This is a genomic window from Sporosarcina gallistercoris (assembly GCF_050459885.1).
In the GTDB taxonomy this organism is placed as follows: domain Bacteria; phylum Bacillota; class Bacilli; order Bacillales_A; family Planococcaceae; genus Sporosarcina; species Sporosarcina gallistercoris_A.
Genome location: NZ_JBCMNO010000018.1, coordinates 171,662 through 195,454, shown reverse-complemented (window position 1 = coordinate 195,454; position 23,793 = coordinate 171,662). Strand labels below are relative to the sequence as shown.

The following is a 23,793-nucleotide window of genomic DNA, read 5'->3' as shown; positions in this document are numbered from 1 at the left end:
GTTGAAGCAAATTACTGTTGTAGGATCCGGTGTAATGGGAAAAGGGATCGCCTATTCGTGTGCTGTGTCGGGTTTTAAAGTGGTGCTGAATGATTTGAATGATGAAATACTTGCAAGAGCAAAAAAAGAGATCGACGAATTATTGGATGCGAGTTTTCGAGGAGGATTTCTAAAAGAAGAAAACTATGAAAACGCGAGAAGAAATTTGTTGGTTGACTCCAATCTCGAAGTAGCGGCAAAGGAAGCCGATCTTGTCATCGAGGCGGTTCTTGAAAAGATCGAGTTGAAAATTGATGTGTTCCAAAAGCTGGATCGAATGTGTAAGCCAGAAACGGTACTGGCTACAAACACCTCCACGATGAGCCCAACAGAAATCGGTGCCCAAACATCACGTCCTGATAAAGTCGTTGCCATGCATTTCTTCAATCCCGTTCATAAAATGAAGTTGATAGAAGTGGTCAGAGGCCTTGAAACATCCGATGAAACCGTAGAGTTTGTGAAAGGGATTGCTGCGTCACTAAGAAAAGAAGCTGTTGAAGTGAACGAGTTTCCTGGTTTCGTCACATCGAGAATGAACTGCTTGATCGGCAATGAGGCGATGAACATGCTGATGGAAGGCGTGGCATCCGCTGAAGATATCGATAAGGCTATGAAATTAGGGTTGAATCATCCGATGGGTCCGCTTGAGCTTGCTGATTTAGTCGGTTTAGATACAAGACTTCGAAATATGGAATACCTATACGCTACATTAGGTGAGAAATATCGACCTTGTCCACTGCTTGTCAACTATGTGAAAGCGGGGCGTCTCGGAAAGAAGAGTGGCAAAGGGTTATACGATTATACGTGAAGGAGGAACGGATATAGCCAGTTTCACTAATATTGTGGTGATTAAAGAAGCAGGTATCATGTGGATCACTCTGAATCGACCGGAAACACGAAATGCGCTAGATGCAAAGACGCTATTGGAAATGGACTCAGCTTTCACGGATGCTGAACTGGACAAGGATGTCCGTGTCATTGTTCTTCAAGGCGCAGGCGGTAAATCATTTGCATCTGGAGCGGATATTCAACAACTTTATGAGCGGGAGGCTCTTGAAGCGCTGATCCCTGGTATGCAGGGGATGTATACAAAAATTGAGAACTGCTCGAAAGTGACCATCGCTGCTGTCATGGGGTTTGCTTTAGGAGGTGGCTGCGAATTGGCGCTCGCTTGCGATATTCGTGTTGCAACGAAACAAGCAAAATTCGGATTACCGGAACTGAACTTAGGAATTATTCCTGGTGCAGGCGGAACGCAGCGTCTTTCAAGGATCGTCGGAAAAGGGCGTGCGCTCGATATGATCTTAACCGGAAAAATAATTGATGGGGAAGAAGCGGAACGCATAGGTCTCGTCACCTATTTTGCGGATAAAACCGAACTTGTTGAAACGGTTGAGCGAGTTGCTTCTGATGTCATGAAAAAAGGTCCGATCGCTGTACAACTTGTGAAAGCGGCCGTCCATAAAGGATTTGATATAGATGCTGGAACCGCCATGTGGATTGAGAAACTATCTCAAGCAGTCGCCTTTACTACAGAAGATAAAAAAGAAGGAACGCTAGCATTTTTAGAAAAAAGAACAGCCAATTTCATCAATCGATAAGGGGAGAAATGGGTATGGATTTCAATTTTACGGAGGATATCGATTTTTTAAGAGCAAATGTCAGGAAGTTCGTCCGGGAACAAGTTGAACCGGTCGCGATGGAAATTGAAGAAAAGGATCGCATCCCGAAAAAAATAGTGGATCTGTCTAAAGAGATGGGTCTTTTCAGTCTTGGAATTCCAGAGGAATATGGGGGGCTTGGACTGGATATGGTCGGCAAGTGTGCGATCTATGAAGAACTAGGAAAAACGCATAATGGATTTACGACGCTAATTGGTGCTCACACAGGGATCGGGACCGTCGGAATTGTAGATCTGGGAACGGATGAACAAAAGAAGAAATTCCTTCCGAAGATGGCGACGGGTGAATGGATTGGTGCGTTTGCATTGACTGAGCCAAGCGCAGGATCGAATGCAGCCAACTTGAAAACAAACGCTGTTAAAAAAGGAGACAAATACATCATTAATGGCTCCAAGCATTATATAACGAATGCTGTGGACGGTCATGTCTTTACAGTGATGGCGGTAACGGACAGTTCCAAAGGGGCACGCGGAATCACTTCGTTCATTGTCGAAAAAGACACGCCAGGATTCATCCTGGGATCGGTAGAACAGAAAATGGGGTTAAGAGGATCCCATTCAGCTGAATTGTTTTTCGATAATATGGAAGTCCCAGCAGAAAACGTTCTAGGAGAAGAAGGTTCCGGATATATCAATGCATTGAAAATACTGGCTAATGGTCGGGCAGGACTAGCCGCTCGAAACTTAGGGTCCTGCGTCAGATTGCTGGAACACTCTCTTGAATATGCTCATGAGCGAGAACAATTCGGCCAAAAAATTGTCGATATGCAAGCGGTTCAACATATGCTGGCGGAGATTACCATGCAAATCGAAGTTCTCCGTTCGATGACCTACCGTGTTGCCTGGATGTCCGATCAGAACATGCGTGTTGTAAAAGAAGCAGCGATTGCTAAACTGTTTGCTTCAGAAGTGTATAACAAAGTAGCGGATCTAGCTTTACAGATCCATGGCGGCATTGGATACATGAAAGACTACCCAATTGAACGGTATTACCGGGATGCAAGAATTACTAAAATCTATGAAGGCACCTCTGAGATCCAAAGAAACATCATTGCAAGTGAACTGAAACGTGATTATGCGAATAAGGGGCTGTAGAATTTGCGGAATTCTTATATTGTTGGGTCGGTAAGAACTGCAGTTGGACGAATGGGCGGAGCGCTTAAAGACGTCACAGTCGATCATTTGGCAGAAGCAGTGATTCGGGAAGTGATGGAAAGAACGGGGAAAAACATCCAAGTGGATGAAGTTATTCTCGGCCAAGCAAAACAGAGTGCAGATACGTCGAATTTAGCCCGTCTCGCTGCGCTTAGAGCCGATTTGCCGGTAACCGTTCCAGGATATACAGTACATCGCCAATGCGGATCAGGATTGCAAGCCATCAATAATGCAGACCAGCAAATCCGGCTGGGATTATCGGATGTAGTGATCGCAGGTGGTGCTGAAAGTATGAGCACGGCTCCTTATTACATCCGGAATGCAAGATATGGATTCACTGCGGGGAATGGGATGATTTTAGATCCGAATACGGAAAGTCAACCTTGTTCCCAACCCGCAGAAAAGTATGGGCAACTGACAATGGGCCTGACAGCTGAAAATTTAGCTGAACACTATCATATTTCGAGGGCCGAGCAAGATAAGTTTGCAATGAGGAGTCAACTTCTCGCTGACCGAGCGATTCAAAAGGGGCTTTTCAAGGACGAAATCGTCTCATTTGAAGTCAAATCGAGAAAAAGCAGTGTCCGATTTGAAGTGGACGAACATCCAAGAAAGACCACCAAAGAACAGCTTGCGAAACTGCGTGCAGTTTTCAAAGAGGAAGGAACGGTCACTGCAGGAAATGCCAGTGGCCGAAATGACGGCGCCTCGGTCGTGCTGATGATGTCAGAAGACAAATTGAAAGAGTATGGAGTCAAGCCGAAAGCAAAAATCATAGCCCAGGCAGTGAGCGGCGTCTCTCCGGAAGTTATGGGAATCGGTCCGGTTACTTCGACAAAAAAAGCATTAGAGCAATGCGGGCTCACAATCGATGATATTGACTTGATAGAATTGAACGAAGCTTTCGCCGCCCAGGCATTATCTGTTATGAAAGGGACTGGTATGGACATTGAAAAGGTGAATGTAAATGGCGGAGCCATAGCGCTTGGTCATCCGATTGGAGCGACAGGTGCAGTGCTCATGACAAAATTACTTCATGAAATGGCACGCAGAGATTCGAAATACGGATTAGTGACTCTGTGCATCGGCGGGGGGCAAGGCATTACAACGATTATTGAAAACCTTCAATAATGCAGATAGGCGTGTCCATATACTTCCTTTTAACAGTTCGGACAATGACTACAGTGAAATCAGCTCAGGTTCAATACTTTCAACGCATTATAAAAAGCTTACAGAAAGGTGTTGTCCATTGTCTTTGCATATTGTTCAAATTCTGCCGATGTATCATCCGGATGGGGAAAAGAAATTGAGGGAACTAGCTGATGTAAAGCAATTCAATGAGTTCGATGAGCAAGAAATCATTAATTACTTACAAAATAATTCCGTAGATGGGATTATTTTGAGAGCGCCCGCAAAAATCACTTCGGAACTTTTGAATCATTGTGAAAATGTGATTGCCATTTCAGGTGCGGGAATCGGACTGGACAATATTGATGTGGAATATGCAACAGCAAAAGGAATAAAAGTGTTACATGCCCCTAAAATGAACAGCACCGCCACTGCAGAACACGCTGTTGCGTTACTGCTATCTGTTATGAAGGATATCAGTGTTTTCCATACGGAAATGCAAAAAGGGAACTTCTCTTTCCGGGATGGAAGATTTACTACTGAATTACAGGGCAAAACTCTTGGATTGATTGGATTCGGGTCAATCGCTCAGAAAGTCGCGAAAATAGTGAAGAATGGGTTTGACATGGAGGTAACTGCATATGTCAGGACGATTTCAGATGAAAGACAACAACTTGCAGATTCCCTAGGAGTGGAATTGACCACTTCCATGGAAGATGTGTTCAGTAATAGTGATGCGATCAGTCTTCATATTCCGCTGACCGATCAGACAAAAGAACTGATTGACCAGAAGGTTTTCAATGTCATGAAGCCAACTGCCGTTCTTATTAATACATCACGCGGCGGGATCATTCATGAAGAAGATCTAGTGGAGGCTCTTAAGAATAGGACCTTCTTGCGGGCGGGAGTCGATGTGTTCGCTGTAGAACCCCCGTCAAAAAACCATCCTTTTTTCGGAGTGAATGAAATTACGATGACACCACATATTGGCGGCATCAGTATGGAAGCTGCGAAAAAGACTTCAGTAGTGATTGCAGAAAACTTGATAAAATCGATTCGCGGTGAAAATTTAGCTGTCATAGCAAACGCTGAAAAGTTGTTGAATTAGAAATGGTTGAGTCATCGACCTAACGCATAGGAGGATACGATGAAAACATTTAATATTGCACTCATACCAGGTGATGGAATAGGTCCGGAAGTTGTTGCTGAAGGTGTGAAGGTATTACAAGCTATTGAAAAATTGGATCCAGCCATTTCCTTTTCGTTTACTGAATTTCCCTGGGGATGTGAGTATTACTTGAAACACGGTAAGATGATGGCGGATGACGGGATCGAACAACTCAAGAAATTCGACGCCATCTATTTAGGGGCGGTTGGATATCCCGGAGTGCCTGATCATATTTCATTATGGGATTTGCTGCTTAGAATTCGAAAAGAGTTTGATCAGTATGTGAACCTGCGACCGATTACACTACTAAATCCAGCACTCACTCCATTGAAGGGTAAAACGACGAAAGACATCGACTTTCTGGTGATCCGGGAAAACAGTGAAGGCGAGTATGCGGGTGCAGGGGACTGGCTGTTTAAAGGGAAAGCAGAGGAAGTTGTGTTGCAAACAGGCGTGTTTTCGAGGAAAGGGACGGAACGGATCATTCGGTACGCATACGAAGAAGCGAGACGCTCCAACCGGACTTTGACGAGCATTAGTAAAGCGAACGCACTGAATTATTCCATGGTGTTCTGGGACGAGGTTTTTGATGAAGTTGGAAAAGAATATCCCGATGTACAAACGTATTCATATCTTGTCGATGCGGCTAGTCTTTACTTTGTAATGGAGCCTGAAAGGTTTGAAGTGGTCGTCACCTCCAATCTTTTTGGAGATATTTTGACCGACATAGGAGCAGCGATCACTGGCGGGATGGGCTTAGCGACAGGGGCAAACATCCATCCGGAACGCGATTATCCTTCCATGTTCGAACCCGTACACGGCTCGGCTCCGGATATTTCCGGAAAGGGAATTGCGAATCCGATTGCTGCTATCTGGTCTGTGAGTCAAATGATGGACTTTTTCGGAGAAGTAAGATGGGGAGAGGCAATCTTATCAACCATCAAAGACATTCTGAATGAAAAAGAATCACTAACGCCAGATTTAGGCGGTTCAGCGTCAACTAGCCAGTTAGGGAATCGGTTTGTAGAATTGCTATCGGCAAAAACCGGTAACGTCGTATAATGGATTTGGAATGTTAGAAGGAACAATGGTTTGTTCAAGTAGGGGAAGAACGTTTTACTAGATGAGTATAGTATTCATCATACGCCCATTGAAGTTCTTGAAAAAGTAGGAGCCCATTTCCATATAGAAATTGAGATACTTCAGACTGTAGACAAACTCCAGATATCATGGGGCTTGCCTACAGTCTTTTCTTTTACAATGGAATTAACAATGAAAGGTTGATTTCCGCTGCGAGCGGACGCTTTCCGAGGGGCTTGCTCTCAGCCAATCGAACGACGAAGAGTTCGATTTGCCGTATTTTAGCGAACTATGCTGAAATTAAGGCAGCACTCATCTCCCTCGCTTTGCTCAGTCCAGGGTCTTCGAAAACACGTGCTCCTAACGCTTCGCCTTTACTCGCAAAAGATGTTCTTCGTCACAGCTTTCGCTGATCCCTCCGGAGTCGCCGCTCTCCGCTCCAATCAACCGGTATCTCTTACTACTAAATGAGGCGATGGATATGATGACAAAAATCAAGTCAATGAAATTGAACAGCTAGAGATCCTGATGATTGAGCAATTGGTTCCACAAGACCATCTGGTTCGTAAACTCGATGCAGCGCTTGATTTTTCGTTCATCTATCCATTGGTTGAGAACTTATACTCGGTTGTCGGACGGCCGAGCATTGATCCAGTTTTACTGACCAAGATGACATTCATTCAATACACCTTTGGTACTCGCTCGATGCCCCAGACCATTTAAAAGATTGAGACCAACGTGGCGTACCGGTGGTTCCTCGGATTCTGCTTCCTTACAGAAGTCTCTCACTTCTCGACGTTCGGAAAGAATTACGTCCTACGGTTCGACGATACCGATCTGTTCAAACAGATTTTCTATCGGGTGCTCAAGGAAGTCGCAGATCACGTTTTGCTGAGCGCTGATCATGTTTTCATCGATTCAACCCAGGTGAAAGCCAGCGCGAACAAACGCAAGTCCGAAAAGAAGACGATTCGGAAAGAGACTATTAAACGTGTCTTTGCTGCCCAAAATCTGAAGAAACTTGCCAGCTGGACATGGAGCCATCCTGTTCAAGAAGGCTCCTGTACATATCGAGTGTCCTACGGGAAACCTAGTTGATTGGAGAGCAGGGCGGCGACTCCTGGGGATCAGCGCAGCGCGAAGACCCCGCAGGAAAAGCCGTAACGAAGAACGGCTTTTGCGAGCATAAGTGAAACGTTGGGAGCACATCTTTGCTTTCGAAGCGACGAGGAGGCTGAGGGCAAGCCCCCCGGAAAGCGTCCGCCCAGAACGGAGATCAACGGCTCTTGCCCATTGCAAATTTTCCCGGACAACACCAAAAGGTTGGAAATCATAGCGATTCCCGACCCTTTTATCTACAGTTTGAAGCAGCCCATTTCCATATAGGAAACGGGCTGCTTTTTATATGCACACTCATGTATTAGATTAGTATCTTGTCTTGCTGAAGGAGTACAGAATTCAATGAATTCAACTGCACATCTGTCAATGGCAGCATCGGTAAGCGGACGCCGCCAACTGGAATGCCTTTCAAGTTCAGTGCTGCTTTAACTGGTGAAGGGTTTGGAGCGGCAAAAAGTTCTTTCATGACGGGCAGCAAACGACGGTGTAAAGTGGAGGCTTCAAAAGTACGACCGCTATTGTAATGGCCAATCATGGTTTTCATCTCAGGTCCGATCATGTGGGCAGCGACAGACACGACGCCTGCTCCACCTATAGAAAGTACAGGCAGTGTCAGACCATCGTCCCCGCTATATAGTGCAAAGTGAGATGGTGTATTTTCGATGATTTCCGCCATGGCATCCAAGTTGCCGCTCGCTTCTTTGACAGCAACGATATTCGGTATTTCTGCAAGTCGGATAATCGTCTCAGGGCTCATATTGACAGAACTGCGTCCGGGAATGTTATAGAGCATGACGGGCAGCGATGTCGATTCCGCAATCAGCTTGAAATGCTGGTACATTCCTTCTTGGGAAGGTTTGTTGTAGTAAGGGACTACGAGCATGATGCCGTCCATACCGGCTGTTTCAGCTAACTGAGTCAGCTCGATGGATTCCCTTGTATTGTTTGACCCGGTACCTGCGATGACCGGCACTCTTCCAGCAACCACCTGTACAGTGAACTCAAATAGATTCACCTTCTCTTGTTGCGTTAATGTCGGGGATTCTCCAGTCGTGCCTGCAACAACCAGGCCTTCCGAGCCGTTTTCTAGTAAATGATGAATCAGATTGCGTGTCGCGGTAAAGTCAATTTCACCTTGCTCATCAAACGGGGTGACCATAGCGGTAATCAGTTGTCCAAAATTCATCTGTTCTCCATCTCCTTTAGTTTTTTTACAAAACATAGAGGTGGAAGGCAGTGTATCCTGAAACGCAAAAAGCAGCAGCGAGAGAACGCTGCTGCTTGGAAATAATAAATTATTTCTCTGCATCAGATAGCCCTCCATATAGTTTCCTATATGACAATTCTGCACTTATTCAGCCCAGAACCAGCTTTGAGATAATGAGCATCTCTCCACTTCGGCAAATTCCCCTTTCTACAATCTTCGTCGGATCTCATCATCCTCTGATTGTGTACTGATGGTTTTTGCGCCTCTATCCTCATTTCGAAAGTTACGAAATAAGTGAATGTTTAATTACGACTAGCTTACACTGTAGTGAATATAAATGCAACCCTGAAAGAATGACAAGTACAAATATTGGCTTCGCAATATAGATGACATGAGCAACGGATACTCCGTTGTGTAAAACAAGTAAGCATAAGGAAAGCACATCAAGAGATACAAAAAATTAAGGCTTTTTACCGGTTATGTGTAAGAACGGATGGTTTCATAACAAATGGCTGGGCTTGAGTGTATCAATGGTTGCTTGATTATCACATATAGCAATAAATAAAACAGTTAGCATGTACAACTCTAATTAGGTGCAAGTGTTTTGAAAAAAGAAATTGTCATTTTGACAAATATACTTGTCATTATGGAAGGCATACGTTACACTCCTTTTAAGAGGTGAGATCAGTGAAAACACGTTTGAAGGAGTTGCGTGCTCGGAATGGGCTGAATCAGACGGAACTTGCAAAACGGGCTAAAGTGTCAAGGCAGACAATCAGTTTAATCGAGCGGGAGGAATTTATCCCTTCCTTGCTGATTGCCGTCAGGATTGCGCGGATTTTTAATGAAGCGATTGAAAGTGTTTTTCTATTCGAAGAGGAGGAGATTGAATGAGATTGGTCATTTGGGGGATTTTTGGAGCGGTTGTAGGATTTGTTGTCATGTACACAACCCTTTCAATTCAAATCGACTACAACTTTTCGGCAGTTGCATTTCAAGTGAATGTAGCATTATCTTTCATTGCATTTGTTTTACTGCTATATGTCGCGTTAAGTATTTTACAGATGTGGAAAAAATCGAAAATGAACGTTTCGGATGATGAAGAAGATGAACTGGACATATGGCTGTACCAAAAGTTCAGTGATACCAATTTAGCTGTTATCACGACAATTATGATTGGAATTGTATCCTCTGCAATTGCTCTCATTACGAATCAGCCTGCTTGGTTGGAAGTGGTTTCAGTCCTCTCTGCAACCATCGCACTTGCATTATCCATAGGTGTCTCTAGTATGATCACTAGATTTTATCCCGACCGCAACTTGCCATCTGTTTCGGAAAAAGATTATGGAAAAAAGTTGCTGGAGGCTTCTGACGAAGGGGAGCGGCACGTTATGCTGGAGGGCCTGTACCGCTCTTTTAATATGCTGAATGGTGCGCTCATTCTCACGTTGCTTCTGCTCATCGTATATTCAATCGTTACGGGTGTTTCGCAATTATTCGCTATCTTTGTTGTTGGTATCGTTCTTTTGGGAGCAAATGCGCAATATTTCTTATTCATCCGTAAAAAAACGTAATGCCGTTCAGCTTACAAAATTAAATAGTGGAGAGCCAAACAACAAAGTTGATTCCCTACGTTGTCTATAGTAACTTGTATAATAGGTTACTAATAGTAAGCTTGTTGTGAAGATGAGCGATGAGGAGTGGTGGAGAGTGACTTCAACAGTTAAAGCATTTAACGGAATTCCATTATCCGTATTAGATCTTGCACCTATAAATGAAGGTGGAAGTCCGAGTGAAACGTTTAAAAATAGCGTGGAATTGGCACAGCATGTCGAAAAGCTAGGATTCAATCGGTATTGGTTGGCAGAGCATCATAATATGCCGGGTGTCGGAAGTTCTGCGACATCTGTTCTAATTGGGCACATTGCAGGTGCCACGGAAAGGATGAGGGTCGGTTCAGGTGGCGTCATGTTACCGAACCACGCACCGCTGGTGATTGCAGAACAGTTTGGAACGCTCGATGCACTGTATCCAGGCCGGATTGACCTTGGTTTAGGTCGGGCGCCAGGCAGTGACCAAGCGACTGCGTACGCATTGCGGCGTACTTTGAATAGCAGCGGAGAAGATTTCCCTCAGCAATTGGAAGAGTTACGTTCGTATTTCAATCCTCAACCGAATGCTCGCGTCCGTGCATTTCCAGGAGAGGGCCAAGATGTCCCGATTTGGCTGCTTGGTTCATCAGGTTTTAGTGCTCAGCTTGCTGCCCAACAAGGATTGCCGTTTTCTTTCGCCAGCCACTTTGCTCCAGCATATGTGATGCAAGCGCTGCAGCTGTATCATCAGAATTTCAAGCCATCGAAGCATCTACAAGATCCGTATGCGTTGCTTGGAGTCAGTATAATTGCTGCAGATACAGATGAAAAAGCACTATGGCTCGCGACATCATTCCAACAACAGTTCTTAAGTCTTCATAGAGGAATGCCGACACAGTTCAAACCGCCTTTGGATGAGCCGGACGCTGTGTGGAGTCCGAGTGAAAAAGTGTCAGCAGCCAATATGCTCGATTCACCAGCTACAATTGTCGGAAGCCCGGAAACGGTGAAACGCAAACTGGAAGCATTTTTGGAACAGACGAAAGCGAATGAGTTCATCATGAGCTCGCCTGTCTTCTATCAAGAGGATCGACTGCGTTCTTTTGAACTCATTGCCGATATGATGGACTAACTACGACTTTATCAAAGCGTGTGAACTATGTAAAAGACCGAATCTATCTGCGGACAGATTCGGTCTTTTTGACATGAAGAGATTTGAGTCTGTCCCGTAAACTGAAGTTCGTGTATAATTAATTTGAAAAGTCGGATTTATAAATATTTAAAGTAATTAATTGAAAACAACAAGTGAATATAATGGATCGATCAATCAAATCTAAACAAAGAGGAGAGATGTAGGATGATTGAAAAAGAGGGAGCACTGATTGATTACATTGAAGGTACTGAACCAATCGATATGCTCGAAGAAATTGGAGGGCGGATACCATCTCCTGAAGATATAAAGTTGATTGAACGTTTAGAAACGGCGCATGGACTCTCAAAACCAGTCATCAATGTTTTGCTGCAATATGTCATATTAAGTGATAATGGGATAGTTAATCAGACGAGAATTCTACGATTGGCAAGCCATTTAGTACTGCAACCTATCAAAACTGCAGAACAAGCATTGCGTTTTTTCAAGGATCAGCATGCACTGAAGAAAAAATGGGAGGAGGAAAAGTTAACGAGACAAGGTGGAAGAGAACTGAGTTTTTTTACTTCTGATGAAACCTACAAAAAATTCACAGAGGTCCTGCAACAAAAAGGCTGTAGCAACGAGGACACTGGATTCCAATCTCTAGTGAATGAAGCCTATAAAGAAGTTATGGAAATCAAATAGATGACCTACGATCTTGTTTAGTGACCAAACATTGAAGAATAGAAGACAAATCGAGATGAATGCCCTGCTCGTAGTGCATGGGAGATATCTAATCTCATATGGTCATACATTACGTTGAGCAGGTACCGTGTCGTTTGTTAACTGCTTTTCTAAAATAGAAAATCCTTTAGATCCCCATAAGGGATTTAAAGGATTTTTTTGACTGAATGCAGAACGTATATGGCTCTCCAATTATAAGTTGGCTGTATAAGGGACGATTCCCTCTTTATGTAATACTTCATAAAAGCTGAAGCTCTAACAGGTTAGCAATTTTTTTTCTATAGTTATCAAACTCTTTGACCGTTTTTAAATTTGCAAGCATCCCTTGGAGAGTGTATTTTTCGATGGTTTGTTTCTTCAGCTCGCTTATAAGAAAGACAATAACTCCTTTGAGACCTTCTTTTTGTTCATCACTATAATCCAAGATTTCAAGCTGTTCAAGCATATCCGCAAGTAGAGAGGAGGCTTTTTCACAGTTGCTTAGTGAATCAAAAGAATTATTGGAAAATATATTCAACAAGTTGCGTTTCATGATTGGCTCTTCTCCCTTATCGAAAGAAGCGACCATATCGTCAATGCGGTTCACAATGAAGGTAGGCACAAGTTTTGCATCTATCTGTAAATCTTGAATGAGGATAGCTACCAAGTAACTGCTTCTAATCCCTTCAATGAGCATGATAATATCTCCGGTATATTCTGTGATTTTCTTTCCATACACTTCTTCTAGAATGGTTTTATACCAAACCAGCATTTCGTACTGAGTTTTCTCCATCACTTGTCGCAGCTCCTTATTGATGGAAAAGCTCTGTTCACGCATATAAACCGTGAAAAAATCTTTCTGCTTGGTAAGTTGTTCAAAAGGTACACTTAGCAGACTAGTAAGTTTGTCTCGCGGTGGCAATTGCTGGACCTCGATTTCATGTGTCCTCGTTTTCATTTCTTCAAAGTAATATTTGAATATGGCGATATGTAACGCCTCTTTGGAAGGGAAATAATTGTAAAATGCTCCTTTGGAAATTCCACAATCATTCACAATTTCTTGAATGGATGTATTCGTGAAGCCATTTTCTGCAAACAACCTGATGGCTGACTCAATGATTTCTTTTTGTTTTCGAGCTTTCACTAGTCTCACCTTTTCATCGAGCATAATTTTATGTATTGCCTTTTAGTTTACCAAGCAGTCACATTTTGTCAACAATAGGTATACGGTTTTTCCACTACACATATTCTTTGACCGATGAGTCACGCAAAATGAATACTAACCAATTGATTGTTACATAAGCTTTAAGAGTAGGATACAATTATTCTTGCATTTGACTGACTGGTCATTTATAGTTTGAAATATCTTGACTGAGTGGTCAATGCTTGAAAAAACTAACAAACACGAGGAGTGTATCATTTGAAGAAAATCACTAATTTCGCACTCAATAACAAATTCGCAGTGTGGATACTGACAATTATGGTTGTTGTTGCTGGTTTGTATTCAGGTTTCAATATGAAACAGGAAACCATGCCCACGATAACTTTACCGAATGTAACGGTTTTAACGACCTATCCTGGAGCAGCACCAGATGACGTAGCTGAAAAAGTCACAGTTCCAATCGAACAACGGATTCAAAACTTGGATGGTGTCGAACTGGTTAGTTCCTCTTCGTTAGCTAACGCATCCTCTATTCAAGTTCAATTTAATTTCAAAACGGATATGGATAAGGCAACCGAGGAAATAAAAGAAGCTTTGACTACCCTTTCGTTACCTGAAGGTGTAAAAGAGCCACAAGTTTCACGTTTGAGTTTTAACGCGCTCCCTGTCTTGACTTTAAGCGTTAGCGATAACGAACGTACTCCTGATGAGATGACGACTGTAGTTGAGAAAAATGTTTTGCCTCTATTAGAAGGAATAGATGGCGTGGCGGATGTTCAAATCACGGGACAGCAATTGAAAAAAGTAACAATAGACTTTGATGAAAACCAATTGAAGAAATACGGAATGTCACAACAAACGATTCAACAAATAATTCAGGGATCGGATATTACCTTCCCGTTAGGTTTAACCAATTTTGATGGCAAAGTGAAGAACCTGGTCATCGATGGAAATATTGCCAGTGTGGACGATTTGAAAAAGTTGGAGATTCCTGCCTTACCTGCCCAAGACGGTCAGATGAATCAAGCGCAACAGGGGGGCCCGCAAGTACAGCAGGGAATTCCACAAACACAAGAACAGCAACCTCCAGCGGGAATCCCAACTATTCAATTAGGTGATTTAGCTGAAATCAAAGTAGTGAGTGAGGCTGAATCGATTTCAAGAACGAACGGGGAAGACTCGATCGGGATTCAAATTGTGAAATCAGCTGATGGCAATACTGTTGAAGTTGTCAATAATGTGAAAGATCAACTTTCTACTATTGAAAAAGATTTGGATTTAAAAGTCATTACTACGCTGGACCAAGGGGAACCGATTGAGGAAGCGGTCAGCACAATGCTTAGTAAAGCTTTGTTTGGGATCATATTTGCCGTATTGATCATCTTATTGTTCTTGAGAAGTATTAAAACGACACTCATTTCTATCGTATCAATTCCATTGTCTTTGTTGATGGCAATATTCCTCTTGCATAAAATGGATATCTCGTTAAACCTTCTGACATTAGGGGCATTGACTGTTGCAATTGGCCGTGTAATCGATGACTCGATCGTCGTTATGGAGAATATTTATAGACGTATGGCATTGCCAGGTGAGCAATTACGCGGTAAAGAGCTAATACGTGAAGCGACGCGTCAGATGTTTGTCCCGATCTTCTCATCTACGATTGTAACCATTGCGGTCTTCTTGCCAATTGGTTTAGTTGGTGGGATTGTTGGTGAGATGTTCTTGCCGTTTGCATTAGCGGTTGCATTCGCGCTCGCAGCTTCTTTAATTGTAGCGGTGACCATTGTCCCGATGCTCGCCCATTCGTTATATAAGAAGCAATTGAGCCTTGTGGGGACAAAAGAAAATCGTGCGAAAGTAGAAAAACCAGGAAAGCTTGCAACTGCATATAGCCGTATTTTGGAATGGACTTTGAATCATAAATTGATCACCTTCGGGAGTTCTGTAGTCTTACTCGTGTTAAGTTTCTTCTTAGTTCCTTTGATTGGCGTCAGCTTTTTACCGGATGAAGAAGAAAAAATGATTATGGCTACGTATAGTCCGGAGCCGGGACAAACGAGAGAGGATGTAGAAAAAATCGCACTGGATGCGGAGAAGCTCATAAGTGACCGTAAAGGTGTTACGACTTATCAGTATTCGTTAGGCGGCGGCAGCCCAATGGATGCGATGATGGGAATGGGAGGAAGTAATTCTGCGTTATTCTTCATAGAATACGATAAGGATTATAAAGACTTTAGTGGTGAAACATCAAAAGTCATAGACAAGCTCAACAAAAACTCAGCCCAAGGCAAATGGAAGAGTATGGACTTTAGTGGCATGGGCGGTAGCGGCTTGCAATTATATATATTTGGGGATAATAAGGAAGATATCGAGAAAGCAACGAATCAGATCTTGCCTATTCTAGAAGATAATAAGAATTTGGAAAAAGTTGAGTCGAGCCTTACAGACGCTTATGACCAATACACACTGGTCGCAAATCAGGAAAAACTGAACAGTCTAGGGTTAACGGCAGCACAAGTCGGCATGAATCTCATGGCTCCTGGTGAAGAACCTGCACTCACCACGGTAAAACAAGATGGAAAAGAGTTAAATGTATATATCGAAGTGAAGGAAGAACAATTTAAGAATATCAATGAGTTGAAGAACCGAGTCATTCAATCACCGTTAGGTATCCCTGTCAAATTGGGTGATGTGATGGATGTAGAAGAAGGTAAAACGCCAGATACGATCCAGCGAAGAGATGGCAAAATGTATGCTTCACTAACTGCTGATGTGAACAGCAAAGATGTTGCTGCGATTTCAACTTCAGTAGAAAACAAAATCGGTGACCTGGACTTACCGAGTGGCGTGAAAGTGGACTTCGGTGGTGTTACAGAGCAGATCAATGAGTCATTCTCACAATTAGGGCTCGCCATGCTGGCTGCAGTCGCTATCGTATACTTTGTACTTGTTGTGACATTTGGAGGAGCATTAGCACCACTTGCTATTTTGTTCTCACTACCCTTCACAATCATCGGCAGTTTAGTGGCACTTTGGATTGCTGGTGAGCCAATAAATGTATCTTCACTAATTGGTGCATTGATGTTAATCGGAATTGTTGTTACGAATGCGATTGTATTAATTGACCGCGTAATTCATCAAGAGAAGGAAGGACTTTCTACTCGAGAAGCCCTTTTGGAAGCCGGTTCTACTCGTCTACGTCCGATTTTAATGACAGCTCTTGCTACGATCGGTGCGCTCATACCTTTGGCGCTAGGTGTAGAGGGCGGCGGTGGCGGACTGATTTCTAAAGGTCTCGGTGTTACAGTTATTGGGGGGCTGATCAGTTCTACACTATTGACACTTGTTATTGTTCCAATTGTTTATGAGACGTTCATGAAACCACGCAAGAAAAAAGTGAAACGATAACTTCTGCAAATGAACATGAACAATAATCTTTTTCAAATTTAATTGGAAACAGGTACCTTGCCCTAGGGGCGAGTTACCTGTTTTGTGTTTTAGGATAAAGAGCGAATGGACTGTATCAACAGGATGTGTTTCACTACAGAATGACGCATGTTTCATATTTCATCGTTTCTCAATAAAGGAAGAAGTTATACTTTTTAGGAATGGGATGAATATCCCTGCAATATCATTTGAAGGTTCCACTGCAGTAGACTCTATTTAATGAAATAGCTTTTCAATCCGATTGTTCTAGTTTTTCCGACGCATTAGTTCCTTTTGAACCACTTCAAGCTGCGCCGCACGAATTTTTCGCTCGAACGGATCAGTCTCAAATGCTGCCTTGGCGAGATAATCCTCGTTGTACTTGATTTCAAGGTGGAGGATGTCTGTGCTTTCCATGACGGCATGACGCTTGTACTTTTCCACTATTGCTTCAAGTTTTCCAGTCTCGAACTCTGCGGGATCTCGCTTGGCGATTTCAGAAAGGATGGCGCTGATCGACTTGGTGTCCGGAGACTTTTCGTCTCTCAGCCGAGTGAGCCGTTCATACAACTTCTTGCTGGACCACTTCTTTACCCGTGCTTCAATGAATTTCATATGATCCCCCCCATTTTGCAGACCGTTACAGAGTTCATTATATTTTTTTGAATGCAAGATTTACACTTCAGAAGCTGCTCAAGCGAAAATTGAACTGGTTCAACTTTTTCGACGAATTCCCTGTTATGCAGTTTTATGATTTTTCTCCAATGCAGAATGAGTCGTACAGTTGTTTTCAAATAGTACGTACTATCCAGTCGCTATCATTATACACCGAGCTAATATTATTATAATAGACAGCTTTCGAAAGATGCGTAATAAGGTGAAGAATAGAAGAAATCCCGGGTCCATTTTTTACATACTAACAATTGAATTGTCTTAGTTAACAAACCTTTCTAAATTGAGTGATAGCGTTTACAATAGAAGGATAAGGGGAGTGAGTTGAGAATGAAATATCTAGATACTTGGGATTTGGAAAGTATATTCAAAGGCGGAACGAATTCAGAAGAAGTGCAAACTAAACTAGCGACTGTAAAAGAAGAGGTTGCCGTCTACGAGGAGCAGTTAACGTCCTGGAACGGTGAATCAGAAAACGATGCATCCGCTTTGTTGGAAATACTAAAGAAGCAGGAAGTCATCAATAAAAGTTTGGGCCAGGTGGGGACATTCATTAACATGTGGCATGATGCATTCATGGATGATGTACATGCAAGTGTTGTTAAAGGACAAGTGATGGAGCTGTACAGCGAAATTCAGCAGCTGTCAACGATTTTCACTAAAAAACTCATCGCCATATCAGAGGACCAATGGAATGAACTTCTTCGAAATGAGGACTTGAGAGAAATCAGTTTCTCACTAGAGGAAACACGTGAACACGGGAAACGTCTCTTGTCTGAGGATGAAGAGAAACTGATCGCCAAATTGAATAAGGACGGGATAGCTGCGTGGAGCGATCTTTATAATACGGTAGGCTCTATCCTAACGATTCCTTTTACAGATAAAGATGGCCAGACAACTGAGTTGTCAATAGGACAAGCGATGAACAAAATGTATGCAGACCCTGACGCAAAAGTGCGTACAGAACTTTTTGAAGAGTGGGAGAAGGTCTGGACTAAAAATGGACCGATCTTTGCAGACATTCTGAATCATTTAGCCGGGTATCGCTTAACATTGCAAGAAGCACATGGCAGGAAAGGTCACTTGGAAGAACCGCTTGAATATAACCGAATGACGGAAGAGACGCTAAACGCGATGTGGTCTGCAGTCGACGCGCAGAAACAGACGTTTCTTGATTACTTAACACAAAAGGCGAAGTTGTTAGGGATGGAGAAGCTGGGCTGGCAAGACGTCGATGCCCCTGTTGCAATAGGGGGAACAGAACCGACACGTTTCACTTATGATGAGGCATGTGATTTCATAATTGAGAATTTTGCTCTGTTTGGACCTGAATTGACGGATTTCACGAAACACGCGCTTGAAAACCGTTGGGTGGAAGCAGAAGATCGATCGAACAAACGTCCAGGCGGGTATTGTACAAGCTTACCTGAGTTTGAAGAATCCCGTATCTTCATGACGTTCACAGGTTCTCCGAGTGATACAAGTACACTAGCCCATGAATTAGGACATGCGTTCCATAGTCACGTCATGAAAGATTTGCCAGAACTGAACCAAGGTTACGCGATGAACGTAGCAGAAACCGCCAGTACCTTTGCAGAAACCATCATTGCGGATGCTACGGTGAAAAATGCTGCAACAGATGAAGAAAAAATATCTCTTTTAGCGAATAAATTAGAAGGGGCAACCGCAATGTTCTTGAATATCCGTGCTCGCTTCCTATTTGAAGATAGCTTCTATACAGAGCGCGCAAAAGGGATTGTTTCTGAAAAACGTCTGAATGAGTTGATGGTGGAAGCACAAAAAGAGGCATTTGGCGATCGTCTTTCTTCTTATCATCCACATTTCTGGGCAGCTAAGCTACATTTCTTTATCGACAGTGTGCCGTTCTATAACTTCCCCTATACATTCGGGTACTTGTTCAGTCTCGGAATCTACGCAGAATACTTGAAACATCCAGAAGGATTCGAAGAGAAGTATATTTCTTTGTTAAAAGATACGGGATCTATGAAAGTTGAAGACTTAGCCAAGAAGCATTTGGATGTAGATGTGACGAAGCAAGAGTTCTGGGCAGCTGGAATTGAACTCATTGGAAAAGACGTTGAAGAGTTCGTTGAATTGACTAACCAATTACAGAAGTGAAAAAAGAGAAAGATACGGATCCCACTACCGAAAGTGGGATCCGTATCTTTTAATAATGACTGCCTTTTTAGAAGGTAATATTCACCCAAGAGGTTGTTTGTTTACCCCGATGAATACTTGCAGTAAAATCAAATTTCTACTCGTTCTGATGGATGAGTTGTTTGAAAGAATCAGCTAGCTTTGCAGAAGAAGGGGGAGAGTCCATATGGAGGTAATCTATTTTGCAGGCGGATGCTTATGGGGCGTACAAGCTTTCATAAAAACATTACCTGGTGTTGAGTTTACAGAAGCAGGGAGAGCGAATGGCACCAGTCCGACACTAGAAGGAGATTATGATGGATACGCAGAGTGTGTGAAAACCAGTTTTGATCCGACAGTGGTTACGATTACCGAACTAATGGGGTATTTATTTGAAATCATTGACCCATATAGCTTGAATAAGCAAGGGCAAGATGTAGGTGAAAAGTATAGAACGGGAGTATACAGTGAGGAGAAAGAACACTTAGACGAAGCGAAAGCGTTTTTAAAGAAAAGATCTGATCATGACCGTATAGTTGTTGAAGTACGGCCTCTCACCAACTATGTGAAAAGTGCAGAGGAACATCAAGACAGGTTGGAGAGATATCCTGACGATTATTGTCATATTCCAAAGGATCTGATGAGGAAATACAAATAAGTGGGATTACGTTTAAAACCATAAGCCAGATTCCTTGGATTCGCTACATGGGAATCTGGCTTTGTCATAACAACGTTTACGCTTTTATCAAAATATACAGTGTCTCCAAGTCCTTCTTATTCAGAATCCTTGGGACAGGGTAGAGCGGGTTAGCCTCATTATAAGCACGGTCCACCATTAATGGAATGTCTTGTGTCTTAATACTACTGATCGTCTCAGGGATGTCCATTTTTTCATTCATTTGCCTAATGGCCTCGATGAACTTCTTACATTTCACTTCATCGGAGTCGGTTGAGTCTGTGATGCTTGTTAACTCCGCCAGCTCTGCAAGGGGTTTGTGGACTGCTTCTCCATAGTACTCAAGAACGTGCGGCATGATGACTGCATTTGCGAGTCCATGAGGGACGTTATAAAATCCGCCCAGCGTATGAGCGATCGCATGGATGTAGCCGACGTATGCCCGAGTGAAAGCTCTTCCTGCTAGAAAAGAAGCACGCTGCATGTTGGCCCGTGCTTTTAGGTTATTTCCATTCTTGTACGCTTCATAGAGGTTTTCGAATATCAGTTTCGTTGCTTCCTGGCTCCACTGTTTTGTTTGTAGTGTATTGCTCCGTCCGATATACGCCTCAACTGCATGTGTGAGCGCATCCATGCCAGTCGTAGAAGTAATATGCTTTGGAAGGCCCACGGTTAACAAAGGGTCCATCACAGCGAAGTGCGGCGTGAGAACTGGGTCATTGATGGCATACTTTTCATGCGTTTCACTGTTTGAAACAACTGAGACAATTGTCGTTTCACTCCCAGTGCCTGCAGTTGTGGGTACTGCGATGAGCGGGGGAATCGCTTTTCGGACTTTCAGTTGTCCCTTCATTTGTGCTAGGGTTTTCTTTGGTTGGGCTGCCCTGGCCGCAACACCTTTTGCGCAATCCATAGGTGAACCACCGCCGAACGCAATGATCCCCTCGCATTCTGAAGAGTTGTATAAGGAATAAGCCTCCTCGATATTTTCTATTGTCGGATTCGGGACGGTTTTGTCATACACGACAAATTGTATACCACTTGTTGTTAACCCTTCCAACAAAGGATTCATCAACCCGAGTTGTGCAAGACCTTGGTCTGTTACAATAAGTACGTTTTGAATCGACTGCCGACGCAGTAAGTCGGGCAATTCCAGTAAACTATTTTCCCCTTCCAGCAAGAGAGGGTGACGCCAGGGAAGAAACTGTGCAACCGTTCTGTATGCGAATTGGTAAGTTCTGCAATATAGTGGATTCATAAGCGCTCTCCTTTGTTATTCATAACTTCAGTGTACTAGAGTGTCAAGTTCAAAACAATTTGAAAATAAGATCGGGTTTCCAAGTCTTGAGAGGGTATCGCCTTTTTATGTTATCAATCAGTAGAGGATTAGTTGATAGGTGAAAGGTACCCCATCGGCAATTGTATTCTTTTCATATGAATTGAGTCGGTGTTTCATTTAGTCTTTCATTAATCATCACAACTACCTGGTTGCATCTCTGACTGTTTCTCGTTTGACCGAAAGGAACTTCATTGAAATTGAAAAAACGACCACACTCTAATGTTAGAGAATGGTCGTGTCTTCATTGTGACGCAGATGCTTGATAGACCTTTGCAGCTATTTCAGCTACATATCCGCTGCCTTGGTTGTCGGAAACATCTTCAATCATCATGGCAAGTATGAAAGTGGGGTTAGCTGAGTTATAACTTATGAAAAAGCCATTCTCCTGTCCGCTTTCAGCTTTCGATTTTTTCAACTCAGCCGTTCCGGTCTTGCCGGAAAGGGGGATGTTGGGAATATTGGCTGCTTGAGCATAGCCGTCCACGACGACGTTTCTCAAATCTTGCTTCAACTCATCGGCTGTTGACTTGCTTAATAACTCTTCTTTCCAAACTTGCTGGGTTTTATCATCCAATAACAATGTCGGCTTATACATAATTCCATTCGTCAAAAATGGTTCATACATTACAGCAAGATGAAGGATGTTTGCTAACATCTGACCTTGTCCGAAAGATGTATCTGCCAGCTGTCCTTCCGAACCGATGCTGCCATCGTTTGAAATTTGGGATGGAGAGAAGTTGAGCATAAAAGGAATATCCTCTCCGAATCCATAGTTTTTCAATGACTTGGTAAAATCTTCGCGTCCAATGGCAAGTGCTTGTTGGGCAAAGTAAATATTATCGGAAAAAACCAGTGCATTGTTCAAATCGAGTGGGTTGGGTGCTTCCGGGTGCAGCCGGGAAACCTTATATGAACCCCATGACGAATCTTTTTGCCACGTCTTTCCTGTAATTGAAAGTCCTTTTTTAGGATCTAACGTGCCTTTTTCAATACCGATCGCCGCCGTGATTGGCTTAATGGAAGATCCAGGTGCATAGGCTGCTGCAAAACGGTTAAATAATGGCTTCAGTGGATCTTCTGAGAGTTTTTTGTAGCGTTCGCCACTAATTCCCACCATGAATTCCGAGGGGTTGAAGCTCGGAGAACTGACAAGAACTAAGGTTTCACCTGTCATCGGGTCAACAGCCGCACTCGCTCCAGGTTCGCCTTTCATCGCTTCGAAAGTTTTCTTTTGCAGCTCTGCATCGATCGTCAACGAAATATCTTCTCCGTTAACCGCTTCGGTTTCCACTACTTTTTGAAGGGTAGCACCGGTCTCCGGTCCTTTAATATAGATTCCGACACCGTCTTTCCCCCTCAGACGATCTTCCAAAATCCGTTCAAGCCCTTGCCGGCCGATTAAATCCGTTTCCTTATAGCCCTCGTCTTTATGTTTTTCCAACAATTCAGCTGTCATTTTTCCGATATATCCTACTAAGTGGGCGGCAGATTCGCCATAAGGATATTCCCGCATTTCGGTTTCTTGGTAGGTGACCCCTGGAATGGTGAGGAGCTGTTCCAACAATGCTTGATTGTTTTTTGGAACTGGAGCGATCGGTACGAAATAATCAGGTTGAACCCAGCTTTGGTTGAGTTGCCCATCGATGAATTCAACCGTTGTATTCAGCAGTTTCGCCAGCTCGTTTTTTTTCGTTTCGTCTGTAAACTTACCTGGCACAATACCTGCTTGATAGCCAGTTCCATTCATAGCAAGAGGATTCCCTTTACGATCAAATATTTTCCCGCGTTTTGCAGGCATTGTAGAGATTTGAATCTTATCTTTCGCCGTCAGCTTAGGGAGAATGAAAGAGGGGTCCCATTCAGCGTACCAAGTCTCTTTGTCATTCAGTTTTTCGTAGTGCCATGTCATCTCCTTTTCGAATGTGATAGGACCTGCTATGGTATCCATCGATATTTGAATAGGGAAGACAGCTGGTTTCTCTACGTTCCATTCTGTATCTTCCTTAGGTTTTGTATAAGTGACTTTCAGATTTTTGAATCCTAAATCCTCTGCCAATTTATCTTGTCTGTCGACAAACTCCTCAGAATCAAACATTTTTTTCGTTTCCTCATTTAAATAGCTGCTGTACATTTCAGGGAATTTACTTTCATTCCAAGTCGAGACGTATGCTTTCATCCGGTCTTCGGGCGTTTCTTTCTCGTTGCATCCTGTCAGAAGAATGGAAACAAGTAAAAGTGAGATGACATACATTAGTTTCTTCAAAAAAAATGACCCCCTTCATCCATCATCTATAGTCGGTCTGTCCTTTTCTTCCATATAACCATCGTACTAGA

18 protein-coding genes, 1 pseudogene and 1 riboswitch are annotated in these 23,793 nt (G+C 43.1%); of the genes and pseudogenes, 14 read left to right on the top strand and 5 right to left on the bottom strand.

The genetic code is table 11. The annotated features are described in order from the left end of the window. Window position 1: 1 nt before the first annotated feature. The 7 genes and pseudogenes from ABE021_RS11585 to ABE021_RS11555 form a co-directional block, all read left to right on the top strand. Window positions 2–847, top strand: coding sequence for a 3-hydroxyacyl-CoA dehydrogenase (locus ABE021_RS11585; RefSeq protein ID WP_430288850.1), 846 nt, complete (start codon window positions 2–4; stop codon window positions 845–847). A gap of 13 nt (window positions 848–860) precedes the next feature. Further along, window positions 861–1,640, top strand: a complete 780-nt coding sequence (locus ABE021_RS11580) for an enoyl-CoA hydratase/isomerase family protein (protein ID WP_430288939.1) — start codon at window positions 861–863, stop codon at window positions 1,638–1,640. Window positions 1,641–1,654: 14 nt separating this feature from the next. Then, a complete protein-coding gene (locus tag ABE021_RS11575) occupies window positions 1,655–2,815 on the top strand; it encodes an acyl-CoA dehydrogenase family protein (protein ID WP_430288849.1) in 1,161 nt (386 codons plus the stop codon). 3 nt (window positions 2,816–2,818) lie between these two features. Continuing rightward, the gene (locus ABE021_RS11570; RefSeq protein WP_430288848.1) at window positions 2,819–4,006 is read left to right on the top strand and encodes a thiolase family protein; all 1,188 of its coding nucleotides are present in this window, start codon (window positions 2,819–2,821) and stop codon (window positions 4,004–4,006) included. Window positions 4,007–4,124: 118 nt separating this feature from the next. Continuing rightward, on the top strand, window positions 4,125–5,111 hold the full coding sequence (locus tag ABE021_RS11565) for an NAD(P)-dependent oxidoreductase (RefSeq protein WP_430288847.1): 987 nt from the start codon (window positions 4,125–4,127) through the stop codon (window positions 5,109–5,111). A gap of 39 nt (window positions 5,112–5,150) precedes the next feature. Next, window positions 5,151–6,233 (top strand): tartrate dehydrogenase, encoded by a 1,083-nt coding sequence (locus ABE021_RS11560; RefSeq protein ID WP_430288845.1) that lies wholly within the window; start codon window positions 5,151–5,153, stop codon window positions 6,231–6,233. A gap of 546 nt (window positions 6,234–6,779) precedes the next feature. Further along, window positions 6,780–7,235, top strand: a pseudogene (locus ABE021_RS11555) (transposase); the annotation flags it as partial. A gap of 436 nt (window positions 7,236–7,671) precedes the next feature. Here ABE021_RS11555 and dapA read toward each other — a convergent pair. After that, window positions 7,672–8,556 (bottom strand): 4-hydroxy-tetrahydrodipicolinate synthase, encoded by an 885-nt coding sequence (gene dapA / locus ABE021_RS11550; protein WP_430288844.1) that lies wholly within the window; start codon window positions 8,554–8,556, stop codon window positions 7,672–7,674. 119 nt (window positions 8,557–8,675) lie between these two features. Beyond that, a riboswitch (Lysine riboswitch) is annotated at window positions 8,676–8,853 on the bottom strand. A gap of 411 nt (window positions 8,854–9,264) precedes the next feature. Here dapA and ABE021_RS11545 point away from each other — a divergent pair. The 4 genes from ABE021_RS11545 to ABE021_RS11530 all read left to right on the top strand — a co-directional run bounded on the left by ABE021_RS11545 (window position 9,265) and on the right by ABE021_RS11530 (window position 12,006). Next, window positions 9,265–9,471: a helix-turn-helix transcriptional regulator gene (locus ABE021_RS11545; protein ID WP_191689581.1), complete on the top strand. Its 207-nt coding sequence runs from the start codon at window positions 9,265–9,267 to the stop codon at window positions 9,469–9,471. Further along, a complete protein-coding gene (locus tag ABE021_RS11540) occupies window positions 9,468–10,151 on the top strand; it encodes a DUF3169 family protein (protein WP_430288842.1) in 684 nt (227 codons plus the stop codon). The genes ABE021_RS11545 and ABE021_RS11540 overlap by 4 nt, the downstream gene beginning before the upstream one ends. 136 nt (window positions 10,152–10,287) lie before the next feature. After that, a complete protein-coding gene (locus ABE021_RS11535) occupies window positions 10,288–11,301 on the top strand; it encodes an LLM class flavin-dependent oxidoreductase (RefSeq protein WP_430288841.1) in 1,014 nt (337 codons plus the stop codon). A 225-nt stretch (window positions 11,302–11,526) separates the two neighbouring features. Then, a complete protein-coding gene (locus tag ABE021_RS11530) occupies window positions 11,527–12,006 on the top strand; it encodes a DnaD domain protein (protein ID WP_430288840.1) in 480 nt (159 codons plus the stop codon). Window positions 12,007–12,283: 277 nt separating this feature from the next. Here ABE021_RS11530 and ABE021_RS11525 read toward each other — a convergent pair whose 3' ends face one another. Then, on the bottom strand, window positions 12,284–13,168 hold the full coding sequence (locus ABE021_RS11525) for a TetR/AcrR family transcriptional regulator (RefSeq protein ID WP_430288838.1): 885 nt from the start codon (window positions 13,166–13,168) through the stop codon (window positions 12,284–12,286). Between the two features lie 276 nt (window positions 13,169–13,444). Between ABE021_RS11525 and ABE021_RS11520 the strand changes: the two genes are divergently transcribed. Continuing rightward, window positions 13,445–16,597 (top strand): efflux RND transporter permease subunit, encoded by a 3,153-nt coding sequence (locus tag ABE021_RS11520; protein ID WP_430288837.1) that lies wholly within the window; start codon window positions 13,445–13,447, stop codon window positions 16,595–16,597. A gap of 285 nt (window positions 16,598–16,882) precedes the next feature. On the opposite strand, the gene ABE021_RS11515 is transcribed toward ABE021_RS11520, so the two are convergent. Then, window positions 16,883–17,230 carry a hypothetical protein gene (locus ABE021_RS11515; RefSeq protein ID WP_430288836.1) on the bottom strand — a complete coding sequence of 116 codons (348 nt, stop codon included), beginning with the start codon at window positions 17,228–17,230 and terminating at the stop codon, window positions 16,883–16,885. 387 nt (window positions 17,231–17,617) lie between these two features. Here ABE021_RS11515 and ABE021_RS11510 point away from each other — a divergent pair, with 387 nt between their 5' ends. Both ABE021_RS11510 and ABE021_RS11505 read left to right on the top strand, forming a co-directional pair. Further along, window positions 17,618–19,426 (top strand): M3 family oligoendopeptidase, encoded by a 1,809-nt coding sequence (locus tag ABE021_RS11510; protein WP_430288834.1) that lies wholly within the window; start codon window positions 17,618–17,620, stop codon window positions 19,424–19,426. A 205-nt stretch (window positions 19,427–19,631) separates the two neighbouring features. Then, window positions 19,632–20,102, top strand: a complete 471-nt coding sequence (locus ABE021_RS11505) for a peptide-methionine (S)-S-oxide reductase (RefSeq protein WP_430288833.1) — start codon at window positions 19,632–19,634, stop codon at window positions 20,100–20,102. Between the two features lie 76 nt (window positions 20,103–20,178). On the opposite strand, the gene ABE021_RS11500 is transcribed toward ABE021_RS11505, so the two are convergent. Then, window positions 20,179–21,378, bottom strand: coding sequence for an iron-containing alcohol dehydrogenase (locus ABE021_RS11500; RefSeq protein ID WP_430288832.1), 1,200 nt, complete (start codon window positions 21,376–21,378; stop codon window positions 20,179–20,181). A gap of 322 nt (window positions 21,379–21,700) precedes the next feature. Then, window positions 21,701–23,722, bottom strand: coding sequence for a penicillin-binding transpeptidase domain-containing protein (locus ABE021_RS11495; RefSeq protein ID WP_430288831.1), 2,022 nt, complete (start codon window positions 23,720–23,722; stop codon window positions 21,701–21,703). Between the last annotated feature and the right edge of the window lie 71 nt (window positions 23,723–23,793).

Bases quoted from the DNA above. Each gene is read 5' to 3' on its own strand.
- ABE021_RS11575 (WP_430288849.1), top strand. From the start codon at position 1,655: ATGGATTTCAATTTTACGGAGGATATCGATTTTTTAAGAGCAAATGTC.
- ABE021_RS11560 (WP_430288845.1), top strand. From the start codon at position 5,151: ATGAAAACATTTAATATTGCACTCATACCAGGTGATGGAATAGGTCCG.
- dapA (WP_430288844.1), bottom strand. From the start codon at position 8,556: ATGAATTTTGGACAACTGATTACCGCTATGGTCACCCCGTTTGATGAG.
- ABE021_RS11540 (WP_430288842.1), top strand. From the start codon at position 9,468: ATGAGATTGGTCATTTGGGGGATTTTTGGAGCGGTTGTAGGATTTGTT.
- ABE021_RS11530 (WP_430288840.1), top strand. From the start codon at position 11,527: ATGATTGAAAAAGAGGGAGCACTGATTGATTACATTGAAGGTACTGAA.
- ABE021_RS11515 (WP_430288836.1), bottom strand. From the start codon at position 17,230: ATGAAATTCATTGAAGCACGGGTAAAGAAGTGGTCCAGCAAGAAGTTG.
- ABE021_RS11510 (WP_430288834.1), top strand. From the start codon at position 17,618: ATGAAATATCTAGATACTTGGGATTTGGAAAGTATATTCAAAGGCGGA.
- ABE021_RS11505 (WP_430288833.1), top strand. From the start codon at position 19,632: ATGGAGGTAATCTATTTTGCAGGCGGATGCTTATGGGGCGTACAAGCT.
- ABE021_RS11500 (WP_430288832.1), bottom strand. From the start codon at position 21,378: ATGAATCCACTATATTGCAGAACTTACCAATTCGCATACAGAACGGTT.